Raw genomic sequence first — 13,398 nt, 5'->3', positions numbered from 1 at the left:
GATTAACCCTCTACACGCAGCATGTAGTAAGCCTTGTTGATCATCCCGCGATTCTCGGGAGTATCCAGGACTTCTACAGTGTGACCGATGCGACGCAGACCCAGACCTTTAACACACAGTTTGTGGTTAGGGATGCGGCCGGTCATGCTTTTGATCAGCGTTACTTTAACGGTAGCCATGATCAGAAGATCTCCTTGACAGTCAGACCACGCTTGGCAGCGATGGACTCAGGAGATTGCATAGCTTTCAAACCTTTGAAAGTGGCGTGAACCACGTTTACCGGGTTAGTCGAGCCGTAGCACTTGGCCAGAACGTTCTGAACGCCAGCAACTTCGAGGACAGCACGCATAGCGCCGCCAGCGATGATACCGGTACCTTCAGAAGCAGGCTGCATGTACACCTTCGAAGCGCCATGGGCGGACTTCATCGCGTACTGCAGGGTGGTGCCGTTCAGATCAACTTGGATCATGTTGCGACGAGCAGCTTCCATTGCCTTCTGGATCGCAGCAGGCACTTCACGTGACTTGCCACGGCCGAAGCCAACACGGCCTTTACCATCACCTACCACGGTCAACGCGGTGAAGGTGAAGATACGGCCGCCTTTAACGGTTTTGGCTACGCGGTTAACTTGAACCAGCTTCTCAATGTAGCCTTCGTCGCGCTTTTGGTCGTTATTTGACATAACTTAGAACTCCAGCCCAGCTTCACGAGCAGCATCAGCCAGCGCTTTCACGCGACCGTGGTACTTGAAGCCAGAGCGGTCGAAAGCCACTTGCGAGACGCCAGCGGCCTTAGCACGCGTAGCGACCAGCTGGCCAACCTTTGTGGCCGCGTCGATGTTGCCAGTGGCACCATCACGCAGTTCTTTATCCAAAGTCGAGGCGCTTGCCAGGACTTTGTTGCCGTCGGCCGAGATGACCTGGGCGTAGATGTGCTGCGACGAGCGGAACACGCAGAGACGCACGACTTCGAGTTCGTGCATTTTCAGGCGTGCTTTGCGAGCGCGACGCAGTCGAGTAACTTTTTTGTCGGTCATTTGCTATGCCCTACTTCTTCTTGGCTTCTTTACGACGGACGACTTCGTCCGCGTAGCGCACACCTTTGCCTTTGTACGGCTCTGGTGGACGGAAGTCGCGGATCTCAGCGGCCACTTGACCTACCAGCTGCTTATCGATGCCCTTGATCAGGATATCGGTCTGGCTAGGGGTCTCAGCAGTGATGCCCGCTGGCAGTTCGTAATCCACAGGGTGCGAGAAGCCAAGGGCCAGGTTCAAAACCGTGCCTTTTGCTTGCGCTTTGTAACCAACACCGACCAGCTGGAGCTTACGCTCGAAGCCTTGGCTTACGCCTTGGACCATGTTGTTTACCAACGCACGCGTGGTACCGGCCATTGCGCGAGTTTGTTGATCGCCATTGCGAGCAGCGAAACGCAGCTCACCAGCTTCTTCAACGATCTCAACGGACGAATGGATGTTCAGTTCAAGAGTGCCCTTGGCACCCTTCACCGAAAGCTGTTGGCCTGCGAATTTGACTTCGACACCGGCTGGCAGCTTAACGGGGTTCTTAGCGACGCGAGACATGCTTATCCCCCCTTAGAACACAGTGCAAAGAACTTCGCCGCCGACACCGGCAGCGCGCGCAGCACGATCCGTCATCACACCTTTGTTGGTGGAGACGATAGACACGCCCAGACCGCCACGAACTTTCGGCAGATCTTCAGCGGACTTGTACTGACGCAGGCCTGGACGGCTAACGCGCTTCACTTCCTCGATGACCGAACGGCCTTCGAAGTACTTCAGCTCGATGGACAGCAGTGCTTTTACATCGCTGCTGATCTGATAACCCGCAATGTAGCCTTCGTCTTTCAGGACTTTGGCAACAGCTACCTTCAACTTGGAAGATGGCATGCTTACGACGGACTTTTCAGCCATCTGGGCATTACGGATACGAGTTAGCATGTCCGCTAACGGGTCCTGCATACTCATGGGCTAGACGCTCCTAATACAAAAAAATTAGCCTTGCGGCTACATATGTCGCCGAGAATCTCCGGGTAAAAACACGGGCTCAGGCGAGCCGCGTATTTTAGACACACTCCGGAAATGAAACAAGCCCCAAAAGGGGCTTGTTCCAGATTCAAGGTCACCGGCGGTCAGTATCTTGCGATTCAGGCCGCCAGGACGTTGAAAGTACTTACCAGCTGGCTTTAACCAGACCTGGTACGTCACCACGCATTGCCGCTTCACGCAGTTTGTTACGGCCGAGGCCGAACTTGCGGTAAACGCCGTGTGGACGACCGGTCAGGCGGCAGCGGTTACGCATGCGCGAAGCGCTTGCATCACGTGGCTGCTTCTGCAGAGCTACTGTAGCTTCCCAACGTGCTTCTGGACTTGCGTTCAGATCAACGATGATTGCTTTCAGTGCTGCACGCTTCTTGGCGTACTTGGCAACCGTGAGCTGACGCTTCAGCTCGCGGTTTTTCATGCTCATCTTGGCCATGGTCCTACTCCAATCAGTTGCGGAACGGGAATTTGAAAGCACGCAACAGGGCGCGACCTTCATCATCGTTCTTGGCAGTGGTGGTCAGGGTGATGTCCAGACCGCGGAGAGCATCGATCTTGTCGTAGTCGATTTCCGGGAAGATGATCTGCTCTTTCACGCCCATGCTGTAGTTACCACGACCATCGAAGGACTTGGCATTCAGGCCGCGGAAGTCGCGAACCCGAGGCAGGGAGATCGACAGCAGACGATCCAGGAATTCATACATACGCTCACGGCGCAGGGTCACTTTGACGCCGATCGGCCAACCTTCACGGACTTTAAAGCCAGCGATGGATTTCCGAGCGTAGGTCACAACGACTTTCTGGCCGGTGATCTTTTCCAGGTCAGCAACAGCGTGCTCGATGACTTTTTTGTCGCCGATCGCTTCGCCCAGACCCATGTTCAGGGTGATTTTGGTAACGCGCGGAACTTCCATCACGTTCCCAAGCTTAAGTTCTTCCTTAAGCTTAGGGGCGATTTCCTTCCGGTAAATCTCTTGTAGTCGTGCCATGGTCTAATCTACCTAGCAGTGTTCAAGCATCAACCGCTTTTTGGGTCGACTTGAAGACACGAATTTTCTTACCGTCTTCTACTTTGAAACCAACGCGGTCAGCCTTGTTGGTTTCGCCGTTGAAGATGGCGACGTTAGAAGCGTCCAGCGGAGCTTCTTTCTCGACGATACCGCCCTGCACGCCCGACATCGGGTTAGGCTTGGTATGACGCTTGACCAGGTTCAGACCACCGATAACCAGACGGTTATTAGCGAGAACCTTAAGCACCTTACCGCGCTTACCTTTGTCTTTGCCGGCGATCACGATGATCTCGTCGTCACGACGAATCTTTTGCATGTCGGATCTCCTTACAGCACTTCTGGGGCGAGCGAGACGATCTTCATGAACTTCTCAGTACGAAGTTCACGGGTCACTGGCCCAAAGATACGGGTGCCGATCGGCTCTTGCTTGTTGTTCAGAAGAACAGCAGCGTTGCCATCAAAGCGGATAATGGAGCCATCAGCACGGCGTACGCCGTGACGAGTGCGGACTACAACAGCAGTCATCACTTGGCCTTTTTTCACTTTACCGCGAGGAATTGCTTCCTTGACGGTAACTTTGATGATGTCACCGATACCAGCGTAACGACGATGGGAGCCACCCAGCACCTTGATGCACATAACACGGCGAGCGCCGCTGTTATCGGCCACATCGAGCATGGATTGAGTCTGAATCATATAATTTCTCCGACCCCTAGTCCTTAGACTTCCACAGCGCGTTCGAGAACATCAACCAGTGCCCAAGACTTGGTCTTGGCCAGCGGACGAGTTTCACGAATAGTGACTTTGTCGCCGATGTGGCACTGATTGGTTTCGTCGTGCGCGTGCAGCTTAGTCGAACGCTTAACATATTTACCGTAGATCGGGTGCTTAACGCGACGCTCGATCAGAACGGTGATGGTTTTGTCCATCTTGTCGCTGACAACACGGCCAGTCAGCGTACGGACAGTCTTTTCGGCTTCAGCCATGATCACTTACCTGCCTGCTGGTTGAGCACAGTCTTCACGCGAGCGATGTCACGCTTAACTTGCGAGAGCAGATGAGACTGCCCCAACTGGCCAGTTGCTTTCTGCATACGCAGATTGAACTGGTCGCGCAGCAGGCCGAGCAGTTGCTCGTTCAGCTGCTGTGCGGATTTTTCACGAAGTTCATTCGCTTTCATCACATCACCGTCCGTTTAACAAAGGAGGTGGCGAGCGGCAGCTTTGCAGCAGCCAGGGCGAAAGCCTCACGCGCCAGCTCTTCAGAAACACCCTCGATTTCATACAGGACTTTGCCTGGCTGAATCTGGGCTACCCAGTATTCCACGTTACCCTTACCTTTACCCATCCGAACCTCGAGAGGTTTTTTGGAGATCGGCTTGTCCGGGAATACACGGATCCAGATCTTGCCGCCACGTTTAACGTGACGGGTCAGAGCACGACGCGCTGACTCGATCTGACGAGCGGTGAGACGACCACGAGCTACAGACTTCAGCGCGAACTCGCCGAAGCTGACTTTGCTACCGCGCTGAGCCAGACCACGGTTGTGGCCTGTCATCTGCTTGCGGAACTTCGTACGCTTAGGTTGCAACATTTGGCGTACCCCTTACTTAGCAGCTTTTTTACGAGGCGCTGGTGCTTGTGGTTTCAGTTCTTCTTGGCGACCACCAATTACTTCGCCTTTGAAGATCCAAACCTTTACACCGATCACACCGTAAGTGGTGTGAGCTTCGTAGTTGGCATAGTCGATGTCGGCACGCAGGGTGTGCAGTGGCACACGACCTTCGCGATACCATTCAGTACGTGCGATTTCAGCACCGCCGAGACGACCGCTCACTTGGATTTTGATGCCTTTGGCACCAATGCGCATGGCGTTCTGTACAGCGCGCTTCATAGCGCGACGGAACATTACGCGACGCTCCAGCTGCTGAGCTACGCTCTGCGCAACCAGCATACCGTCGAGCTCCGGCTTGCGGATCTCTTCGATATTGATGTGCACAGGCACACCCATTTGCTTGGTCAGGTCCTGACGCAGTTTCTCAACATCTTCACCTTTCTTCCCGATAACGATACCTGGACGAGCGGTGTGGATGGTGATACGTGCAGTTTGGGCCGGACGATGGATATCGATACGGCTTACGGACGCGCTTTTTAGTTTGTCTTGGAGATACTCACGCACCTTCAGATCAGCGAACAAATAGTCCGCATAAGTCCGACCGTCTGCGTACCAGACGGAGGTGTGCTCCTTGACGATTCCCAGGCGAATGCCAATGGGATGTACTTTCTGACCCATCTCTTCGACTCCGTTACTTGTCAGCAACCTTGACAGTGATATGGCAAGACCGCTTGACGATGCGATCAGCACGGCCTTTGGCACGTGGCATGATGCGCTTCAGCGAACGCCCTTCGTTGACGAAAACGGTGCTGACCTTCAGGTCATCAACGTCTGCGCCTTCGTTATGCTCGGCGTTGGCTACGGCCGACTCCAGCACTTTCTTCATGATCTCGGCGGCTTTCTTACTGCTGAAAGCCAACAGGTTGAGCGCTTCGCCCACCTTCTTCCCGCGGATCTGGTCGGCGACCAAGCGGGCTTTCTGGGCGGAGATTCGAGCGCCCGACAACTTAGCGGCTACTTCCATTTCCTAACCCCTTAACGCTTGGCTTTCTTGTCTGCCACGTGCCCACGATAAGTGCGGGTACCGGCAAACTCGCCTAGTTTGTGGCCGACCATGTCTTCGTTCACGAGAACTGGGACGTGCAAGCGACCGTTGTGTACAGCGATGGTCAGACCGACCATTTGTGGCAGGATCATCGAACGACGCGACCAGGTCTTAACTGGTTTGCGATCGTTCTTTTCCGCCGCCACTTCGATCTTCTTCAGTAGGTGAAGATCAATAAAAGGACCTTTTTTCAGAGAACGTGGCACTGTCGTATCCCTCTATTTACTTGCGACGACGGACGATCATTTTGTCGGTACGCTTATTACCACGAGTCTTCGCGCCCTTAGTCGGGAAGCCCCATGGCGATACCGGATGACGACCACCAGAGGTACGACCTTCACCACCACCGTGTGGGTGGTCAACCGGGTTCATGGCAACACCACGAACGGTTGGGCGAACGCCACGCCAGCGTTTGGCACCAGCTTTACCCAGCGAACGCAGGCTGTGCTCGGAGTTCGAGACTTCGCCCAGGGTCGCGCGGCATTCAGCCAGCACTTTACGCATCTCACCAGAACGCAGACGCAGAGTCACGTAGACACCTTCACGAGCGATCAGCTGAGCCGAAGCACCAGCGGAACGAGCGATTTGCGCGCCTTTACCTGGCTTCAATTCGATGCCGTGTACGGTGCTACCAACTGGAATGTTGCGCAGTTGCAGAGCGTTGCCCGGCTTGATCGGTGCCAGAGCACCTGCGATCAGCTGGTCGCCAGCGCTCACGCCTTTAGGGGCGATGATGTAGCGACGCTCGCCATCTGCGTACAGCAGCAGAGCGATGTGAGCAGTACGGTTTGGATCGTATTCGATACGCTCGACAGTGGCAGCGATGCCATCTTTGTCGTTGCGACGGAAATCGACCAGACGATAATGCTGCTTATGGCCACCACCGATGTGACGAGTGGTAATACGACCATTGTTGTTACGACCACCAGACTTCGATTTTTTCTCGAGCAGCGGTGCGTGAGGAGCGCCTTTATGCAGCTCCTGGTTGACCACCTTGACCACAAAACGGCGGCCAGGGGAAGTCGGTTTGCATTTAACGATTGCCATGATGCACCCCTTCCTTACTCAGCACTGCTGCTGAAATCGAGATCTTGGCCTGGCTGAAGGGAGATAACTGCCTTCTTCCAGTCATTACGCTTGCCCAGACCGCGAGCAGTGCGCTTGCTCTTACCCAGAACATTCAGGGTAGTAACACGCTCTACTTTCACGCTGAACAGGCTTTCGACGGCCTTCTTGATTTCCAGCTTGGTTGCGTCAGTTGCAACCTTGAAAACGAACTGGCCTTTCTTGTCAGCCAGAACCGTAGCCTTTTCGGAAACGTGCGGGCCAAGCAGAACTTTAAATACGCGTTCCTGGTTCATCCCAGCAGCTCCTCGAATTTCTTCACGGCCGACACGGTGATCAACACCTTGTCGTATGCGATCAGACTAACTGGATCGGAACCTTGCACGTCACGTACATCAACGTGTGGCAGGTTGCGAGCAGCCAGGTACAGGTTCTGATCAACAGCTTCAGACACGATCAAAACATCGGTCAGGCTCATGTTGTTCAGTTTGCCCAGCAGATCTTTGGTTTTCGGGCTTTCAACAGCGAAGTCCTGAACCACGACCAGACGGTCAGTACGCACGAGTTCAGCAAGGATGGAGCGCAGAGCTGCGCGGTACATCTTCTTGTTGAGCTTCTGCGAGTGATCCTGTGGACGAGCTGCGAAAGTGGTACCACCGCCACGCCAGATTGGGCTACGGATAGTACCGGCACGAGCACGGCCAGTACCTTTCTGACGCCAAGGGCGCTTACCGCCACCACGAACGTCGGAACGGGTCTTTTGCTGCTTGCTACCTTGACGGCCGCCAGCCATGTAGGCCACGACTGCTTGGTGAACCAGCGTCTCGTTGAACTCGCCGCCAAACGTCAGTTCGGAAACTTCGATCGCTTGAGCGTCATTTACATTTAATTGCATGTCAGCTTCCCCTTAACCGCGAGCCTTGGCCGCCGGACGTACAACCAGGTTGCCGCCAGTAGCGCCAGGAACAGCACCCTTGACCAACAACAGATTGCGTTCAGCGTCGACGCGCACTACTTCGAGGGACTGCACGGTCACGCGCTCAGCGCCCATATGACCGGACATTTTTTTGCCCTTGAATACACGACCAGGAGTCTGGCACTGGCCAATAGAGCCCGGGACGCGGTGGGAAACGGAGTTACCGTGAGTGTTGTCTTGGCCACGGAAATTCCAACGCTTGATCGTACCCTGGAAGCCTTTACCTTTGGACTGACCGGTTACATCAACCAGTTGACCAGCAGCGAAGATTTCAGCGTTGATCAGATCGCCAGCCTGGTAGTCGCCGTCTTCGAGACGGAACTCCATAACAGTGCGACCAGCTGCAACGTTTGCTTTAGCGAAGTGACCTGCTTGAGCAGCAGTCACGCGCGAAGCACGACGCTCGCCGACAGTGACTTGCACTGCACGATAGCCATCGGTCTCTTCAGTTTTGAACTGGGTGACGCGATTCGGTTCGATCTCAATGACCGTGACCGGAATGGAGACACCTTCTTCGGTGAAAATACGGGTCATACCGCATTTACGACCGACTACACCAATAGTCATGTTGTAAACCTCATGAGTGTACGGGGCTTTCACCCGCTATGGCCGCCCATTTCAGAGCGTTACACGACTAAGACCCAAGTCTTAGCCGAGGCTGATCTGTACTTCCACACCGGCCGCCAGATCAAGCTTCATAAGTGCATCAACGGTTTTATCCGTTGGCTGGACGATGTCCAGTACGCGCTTATGAGTACGGATCTCGTACTGGTCACGCGCGTCTTTGTTGACGTGCGGGGAGACCAGAACGGTGAACCGCTCTTTACGGGTAGGCAGTGGAATTGGACCACGCACTTGAGCACCAGTACGTTTCGCGGTTTCCACGATTTCCTGGGTGGATTGGTCGATCAGGCGATGGTCAAAAGCCTTCAACCTGATACGGATTTGCTGATTTTGCATTGGATTTCAGACTCCGGCTGCTATTCCCAGCGAGCGCAATACGCCCGTTAAAAGGAGGCGCAATTCTATAGACGGCCCTGATAGGTGTCAACCCAATAAAAAGGCCCCCGCTGAGCGGGGGCCTTTCAAAACATCAGAGCTATCTCAGAAGAGATAATTACTCGATGATTTTAGCTACAACGCCAGCACCAACGGTACGGCCGCCTTCACGGATTGCGAAACGCAGACCGTCTTCCATAGCGATGGTTTTGATCAGGGTGACAACCATTTTGATGTTGTCGCCTGGCATTACCATTTCTACGCCTTCCGGCAGTTCGCAGTTACCAGTTACGTCGGTAGTACGGAAGTAGAACTGTGGACGGTAGCCTTTGAAGAACGGAGTGTGACGACCGCCTTCTTCTTTGCTCAGCACGTACACTTCAGCTTCGAACTTGGTGTGCGGCTTAACCGAACCTGGCTTGACCAGAACCTGGCCACGCTCAACGTCGTCACGCTTGGTACCACGCAGCAGAACGCCGCAGTTCTCGCCAGCACGACCTTCGTCGAGCAGTTTACGGAACATTTCAACACCGGTGCAGGTGGTGACGGTAGTGTCACGCAGACCAACGATTTCCAGTGGATCTTGAACCTTAACGATACCGCGCTCGATACGACCGGTTACAACAGTACCGCGACCGGAGATCGAGAATACGTCTTCGATTGGCATCAGGAACGGCTTGTCGATAACACGGACTGGATCTGGGATGTAGCTGTCCAGAGTCTCAACCAGTTTACGAACGGACGTGGTGCCCATTTCGTTGTCGTCTTTGCCTTCCAGAGCCATACGAGCAGAACCGATGATGATCGGAGTGTCGTCGCCTGGGAAGTCGTAAGTGCTCAGCAGATCGCGCACTTCCATCTCAACCAGTTCCAGCAGCTCAGCGTCGTCTACCAGGTCAGCCTTGTTCAGGTAAACCACGATGTACGGAACGCCTACCTGACGGGACAGCAGGATGTGCTCACGGGTTTGTGGCATCGGACCATCAGCGGCCGAGCAAACCAGGATTGCGCCGTCCATCTGGGCAGCACCGGTGATCATGTTCTTCACATAGTCAGCGTGACCTGGGCAGTCAACGTGAGCGTAGTGACGGATCAGCGAGTTGTATTCAACGTGCGCGGTGTTGATGGTGATACCACGAGCTTTTTCTTCTGGTGCGCTGTCGATTTTATCGAAATCAACGATTGCAGAACCGAAAACTTCGGAGCAAACGCGAGTCAGAGCAGCAGTCAGAGTGGTTTTACCGTGGTCAACGTGACCGATGGTGCCAACGTTGACGTGCGGTAGGGAACGATCAAATTTTTCTTTAGCCACGACAATTAACTCCTTGCCTAAAGGACTGAATCAGCCTTGTTTTTTGGATACAGTTTCAGCGATGTGCGCCGGAGCTGTGTTGTATTTTTTGAATTCCATAGAGTAGCTTGCGCGACCCTGGGACATGGAGCGAACGTCGGTCGCATAACCGAACATCTCACCCAACGGAACCTCGGCGCGAATCACTTTGCCGGAAACCGTGTCTTCCATACCCAAGATCATGCCGCGACGACGGTTAAGGTCGCCCATGACATCACCCATATAGTCTTCAGGTGTAACAACTTCTACCGCCATGATCGGCTCAAGCAACTCACCACCGCCCTTCTGGGCCAGTTGCTTGGTTGCCATGGAGGCAGCCACCTTGAACGCCATCTCGTTGGAGTCGACGTCGTGGTAAGAACCGTCAAAAACGGTTGCTTTCAGGCCGATCAGCGGATAGCCGGCAACAACACCGTTCTTCATCTGCTCTTCGATGCCCTTCTGGATAGCCGGGATGTATTCCTTAGGAACAACACCACCAACTACTTCGTTCACGAATTGCAGACCTTCCTGACCTTCGTCAGCAGGAGCAAAACGGATCCAGCAGTGACCGAACTGACCACGACCGCCGGACTGACGAACGAACTTGCCTTCGATTTCGCAATTCTTCGTGATGCGCTCACGATAGGAAACCTGAGGCTTACCGATGTTGGCTTCGACGTTGAACTCACGGCGCATCCGGTCAACCAGGATGTCCAGGTGCAGCTCGCCCATGCCGGAGATGATCGTTTGACCAGTCTCTTCATCAGTCTTGACGCGGAAAGATGGATCTTCCTGAGCAAGCTTGCCCAGAGCGATACCCATTTTTTCCTGGTCATCCTTGGTCTTAGGCTCTACGGCAACCGAAATAACCGGCTCCGGGAAGTCCATGCGAACCAGGATGATTGGCTTGGCAGCGTCGCACAAAGTCTCACCCGTGGTGACGTCCTTCATGCCGATCAGGGCCGCGATGTCACCAGCGCGCACTTCCTTGATCTCTTCACGGGCGTTTGCGTGCATTTGCACCATACGACCCACGCGCTCTTTCTTGCCTTTAACCGAGTTGATCACGCCGTCGCCGGAGGCCAACACGCCCGAGTAAACGCGGACGAAGGTCAAAGTACCCACGAATGGGTCGGTTGCGATCTTGAACGCCAGAGCCGAGAACGGCTCGCTGTCATCGGCGTGACGCTCCATTTCTTCTTCCTCGTTATCAGGGTTGGTACCCTTGATAGCAGGAATGTCGGTTGGAGCCGGCAGGTAGTCGATAACGGCGTCGAGAACCAGGGGAACACCCTTGTTCTTGAAGGACGAACCGCAAACAGCCAAGACGATCTCGCCAGCGATAGTACGCTGACGCAGAGCAGCCTTGATTTCCACGTTGGTGAGTTCTTCACCTTCGAGGTACTTGTTCATCAGCTCTTCGTTGGCTTCGGCAGCAGCCTCAACCATGTTGTTGCGCCACTCGTCAGCCAGCTCCTGCAGTTCTGCAGGGATTGGCTTACGAACAGGAACCATACCTTTGTCGGAATCATTCCAGTAAACAGCTTCCATGTTGATCAGATCGATCTGACCCTGGAAGTTGTCTTCGGAACCGATAGCCAATTGGATTGGCACCGGAGTGTGACCCAGACGCTGCTTGATCTGACCGATCACGCGCAGGAAGTTGGCACCAGCACGGTCCATCTTGTTTACGTAAACAAGACGTGGAACGCCGTACTTGTTGGCTTGACGCCATACGGTTTCCGACTGAGGCTCAACACCCGAGGTACCGCAGAACACAACGACGGCGCCGTCGAGTACGCGCAGGGAACGTTCAACTTCGATGGTGAAGTCTACGTGGCCCGGGGTATCGATTACGTTGAAGCGATGCTCGTCTTTGTACTGCTTCTCGGAACCTTTCCAGAAGGCGGTAATAGCAGCAGAAGTAATGGTAATACCACGCTCCTGCTCCTGAACCATCCAGTCTGTGGTCGCGGCGCCGTCATGCACCTCGCCCATTTTGTGACTTTTGCCGGTGTAAAACAGCACGCGCTCGGTGGTGGTGGTTTTACCAGCATCCACGTGAGCAACGATACCGATGTTACGGTAGCGGCTAATCGGAGTAGTACGAGCCATAAAGCCCTCGCAAAATTAGTGAAGCTAAGATTAGAAGCGGTAGTGCGAGAAAGCTTTGTTAGCTTCAGCCATACGGTGCACGTCTTCACGCTTCTTAACAGCAGCACCTTTACCTTCAGCAGCGTCCAACAACTCGCCGGCCAAACGCAGAGCCATAGACTTCTCGCCGCGCTTACGGGCGAAGTCTACCAACCAGCGCATTGCCAGAGCGTTACGACGGGACGGACGAACTTCGACCGGAACCTGGTAAGTAGCACCGCCTACACGGCGCGACTTCACTTCGACCAGCGGAGCGATGGCGTCGAGAGCTTTCTCGAAGATTTCCAGGGGGTCGCTGTTCTTGCGTTCTTTAACCTTTTCCAGCGCGCCATAAACGATACGCTCGGCAACGGCTTTCTTGCCGCTTTCCATCACGTGGTTCATGAACTTGGCCAGGATTTGGCTTCCGTATTTTGGATCGTCAAGCACTTCGCGCTTGGCTGCTACGCGTCTTCTTGGCATGGATAAGCCCTCAAACGGTCTTCAGGTTCGTTCGGAATCGGTGCCCTTACGGGACGCCTCCGACCTTACTCTTATCGACTCAGAAAATAAGATGATTCAGTTTTACAAAAAGCCGCTACTACTTAGGCTTCTTGGTACCGTACTTCGAACGACCCTGGTTACGACCTTTAACGCCGGAAGTATCCAAGGAGCCGCGTACGGTGTGGTAACGAACACCTGGCAAGTCTTTTACACGACCGCCGCGGATCAGTACCACGCTGTGCTCTTGCAGGTTGTGACCTTCACCACCGATGTACGAGGAAACCTCGAAACCGTTGGTCAGGCGCACACGGCATACTTTACGCAGTGCCGAGTTAGGTTTTTTCGGCGTGGTGGTATACACACGGGTGCATACGCCACGACGTTGCGGGCAGTTCTGCAGCGCAGGTACGTCGGATTTCTCGACGATACGCTTACGCGGCTGACGTACCAGCTGGTTGATAGTTGCCATCTACTAGCTCCACTGTTGTCTTGCGACGCTATTGTCTTGCAAGAAAAGCAAAATGGCAGGAACGAATTCCCGCCAAATTTAGGGGTACAAGAGTCTAAAGAGGATCTTGCCCCCAGTCAAGGCAAGGCCC

24 protein-coding genes are annotated in these 13,398 nt (G+C 54.3%); all 24 read right to left on the bottom strand.

Going from position 1 to position 13,398, the window contains the following annotated elements:
* Positions 1–2 precede the first annotated feature (2 nt).
* The 24 genes from rpmD to rpsL all read right to left on the bottom strand — a co-directional run bounded on the left by rpmD (position 3) and on the right by rpsL (position 13,268).
* Positions 3–179 (bottom strand): 50S ribosomal protein L30, encoded by a 177-nt coding sequence (gene rpmD, locus ACP7EW_RS26170; RefSeq protein WP_003186033.1) that lies wholly within the window; start codon positions 177–179, stop codon positions 3–5.
* A 2-nt stretch (positions 180–181) separates the two neighbouring features.
* Complete coding sequence (gene rpsE, locus ACP7EW_RS26165; protein WP_003176409.1) at positions 182–682, bottom strand: 30S ribosomal protein S5; 501 nt, start codon at positions 680–682, stop codon at positions 182–184.
* Positions 683–685: 3 nt separating this feature from the next.
* Positions 686–1,036 carry a 50S ribosomal protein L18 gene (gene rplR, locus ACP7EW_RS26160; RefSeq protein WP_003186037.1) on the bottom strand — a complete coding sequence of 117 codons (351 nt, stop codon included), beginning with the start codon at positions 1,034–1,036 and terminating at the stop codon, positions 686–688.
* 10 nt (positions 1,037–1,046) lie between these two features.
* The gene (gene rplF / locus ACP7EW_RS26155; protein ID WP_003194640.1) at positions 1,047–1,580 is read right to left on the bottom strand and encodes a 50S ribosomal protein L6; all 534 of its coding nucleotides are present in this window, start codon (positions 1,578–1,580) and stop codon (positions 1,047–1,049) included.
* A 12-nt stretch (positions 1,581–1,592) separates the two neighbouring features.
* Positions 1,593–1,985, bottom strand: a complete 393-nt coding sequence (gene rpsH, locus ACP7EW_RS26150) for a 30S ribosomal protein S8 (protein WP_010206883.1) — start codon at positions 1,983–1,985, stop codon at positions 1,593–1,595.
* A gap of 205 nt (positions 1,986–2,190) precedes the next feature.
* Positions 2,191–2,496, bottom strand: a complete 306-nt coding sequence (gene rpsN / locus ACP7EW_RS26145) for a 30S ribosomal protein S14 (protein ID WP_003176414.1) — start codon at positions 2,494–2,496, stop codon at positions 2,191–2,193.
* 13 nt (positions 2,497–2,509) lie between these two features.
* A complete protein-coding gene (gene rplE / locus ACP7EW_RS26140) occupies positions 2,510–3,049 on the bottom strand; it encodes a 50S ribosomal protein L5 (RefSeq protein ID WP_003194642.1) in 540 nt (179 codons plus the stop codon).
* Between the two features lie 22 nt (positions 3,050–3,071).
* On the bottom strand, positions 3,072–3,386 hold the full coding sequence (gene rplX, locus ACP7EW_RS26135; RefSeq protein ID WP_003176416.1) for a 50S ribosomal protein L24: 315 nt from the start codon (positions 3,384–3,386) through the stop codon (positions 3,072–3,074).
* A gap of 11 nt (positions 3,387–3,397) precedes the next feature.
* The gene (gene rplN / locus ACP7EW_RS26130) at positions 3,398–3,766 is read right to left on the bottom strand and encodes a 50S ribosomal protein L14 (RefSeq protein ID WP_002555479.1); all 369 of its coding nucleotides are present in this window, start codon (positions 3,764–3,766) and stop codon (positions 3,398–3,400) included.
* 23 nt (positions 3,767–3,789) lie between these two features.
* Positions 3,790–4,056 (bottom strand): 30S ribosomal protein S17, encoded by a 267-nt coding sequence (rpsQ, locus tag ACP7EW_RS26125; RefSeq protein ID WP_003176419.1) that lies wholly within the window; start codon positions 4,054–4,056, stop codon positions 3,790–3,792.
* Positions 4,057–4,058: 2 nt separating this feature from the next.
* The gene (gene rpmC, locus ACP7EW_RS26120; RefSeq protein ID WP_002555481.1) at positions 4,059–4,250 is read right to left on the bottom strand and encodes a 50S ribosomal protein L29; all 192 of its coding nucleotides are present in this window, start codon (positions 4,248–4,250) and stop codon (positions 4,059–4,061) included.
* Positions 4,250–4,663 (bottom strand): 50S ribosomal protein L16, encoded by a 414-nt coding sequence (rplP, locus tag ACP7EW_RS26115; RefSeq protein WP_003176421.1) that lies wholly within the window; start codon positions 4,661–4,663, stop codon positions 4,250–4,252. The genes rpmC and rplP overlap by 1 nt, the downstream gene beginning before the upstream one ends.
* A 12-nt stretch (positions 4,664–4,675) precedes the next feature.
* Positions 4,676–5,362, bottom strand: a complete 687-nt coding sequence (rpsC, locus tag ACP7EW_RS26110; protein ID WP_003176422.1) for a 30S ribosomal protein S3 — start codon at positions 5,360–5,362, stop codon at positions 4,676–4,678.
* Between the two features lie 13 nt (positions 5,363–5,375).
* Positions 5,376–5,708: a 50S ribosomal protein L22 gene (rplV, locus tag ACP7EW_RS26105; protein ID WP_003103908.1), complete on the bottom strand. Its 333-nt coding sequence runs from the start codon at positions 5,706–5,708 to the stop codon at positions 5,376–5,378.
* Positions 5,709–5,719: 11 nt separating this feature from the next.
* Entirely contained in the window at positions 5,720–5,995 is a 276-nt protein-coding gene (gene rpsS, locus ACP7EW_RS26100) for a 30S ribosomal protein S19 (protein WP_003232420.1), read from the bottom strand.
* 16 nt (positions 5,996–6,011) lie between these two features.
* Positions 6,012–6,836: a 50S ribosomal protein L2 gene (rplB, locus tag ACP7EW_RS26095; protein WP_003186055.1), complete on the bottom strand. Its 825-nt coding sequence runs from the start codon at positions 6,834–6,836 to the stop codon at positions 6,012–6,014.
* A 14-nt stretch (positions 6,837–6,850) separates the two neighbouring features.
* Complete coding sequence (gene rplW / locus ACP7EW_RS26090; RefSeq protein ID WP_002555488.1) at positions 6,851–7,150, bottom strand: 50S ribosomal protein L23; 300 nt, start codon at positions 7,148–7,150, stop codon at positions 6,851–6,853.
* Positions 7,147–7,749, bottom strand: a complete 603-nt coding sequence (gene rplD, locus ACP7EW_RS26085) for a 50S ribosomal protein L4 (RefSeq protein ID WP_003176424.1) — start codon at positions 7,747–7,749, stop codon at positions 7,147–7,149. The genes rplW and rplD overlap by 4 nt, the downstream gene beginning before the upstream one ends.
* Before the next feature lie 12 nt (positions 7,750–7,761).
* Positions 7,762–8,397: a 50S ribosomal protein L3 gene (gene rplC / locus ACP7EW_RS26080; protein ID WP_003194649.1), complete on the bottom strand. Its 636-nt coding sequence runs from the start codon at positions 8,395–8,397 to the stop codon at positions 7,762–7,764.
* A gap of 81 nt (positions 8,398–8,478) precedes the next feature.
* Positions 8,479–8,790 carry a 30S ribosomal protein S10 gene (gene rpsJ / locus ACP7EW_RS26075; protein WP_003186070.1) on the bottom strand — a complete coding sequence of 104 codons (312 nt, stop codon included), beginning with the start codon at positions 8,788–8,790 and terminating at the stop codon, positions 8,479–8,481.
* 157 nt (positions 8,791–8,947) lie between these two features.
* Entirely contained in the window at positions 8,948–10,141 is a 1,194-nt protein-coding gene (gene tuf, locus ACP7EW_RS26070; protein ID WP_003176426.1) for an elongation factor Tu, read from the bottom strand.
* Positions 10,142–10,171: 30 nt separating this feature from the next.
* Positions 10,172–12,277, bottom strand: coding sequence for an elongation factor G (gene fusA, locus ACP7EW_RS26065; RefSeq protein ID WP_033900034.1), 2,106 nt, complete (start codon positions 12,275–12,277; stop codon positions 10,172–10,174).
* A gap of 30 nt (positions 12,278–12,307) precedes the next feature.
* Complete coding sequence (gene rpsG / locus ACP7EW_RS26060; protein ID WP_002555493.1) at positions 12,308–12,778, bottom strand: 30S ribosomal protein S7; 471 nt, start codon at positions 12,776–12,778, stop codon at positions 12,308–12,310.
* A gap of 118 nt (positions 12,779–12,896) precedes the next feature.
* Entirely contained in the window at positions 12,897–13,268 is a 372-nt protein-coding gene (rpsL, locus tag ACP7EW_RS26055) for a 30S ribosomal protein S12 (protein WP_002555494.1), read from the bottom strand.
* Positions 13,269–13,398: the final 130 nt, after the last annotated feature.

This window comes from Pseudomonas sp. DWRC2-2 (assembly GCF_049897885.1).
Classification (GTDB): domain Bacteria; phylum Pseudomonadota; class Gammaproteobacteria; order Pseudomonadales; family Pseudomonadaceae; genus Aquipseudomonas; species Aquipseudomonas azotoformans_A.
This window is presented reverse-complemented; position numbering and strand designations above follow the sequence as displayed.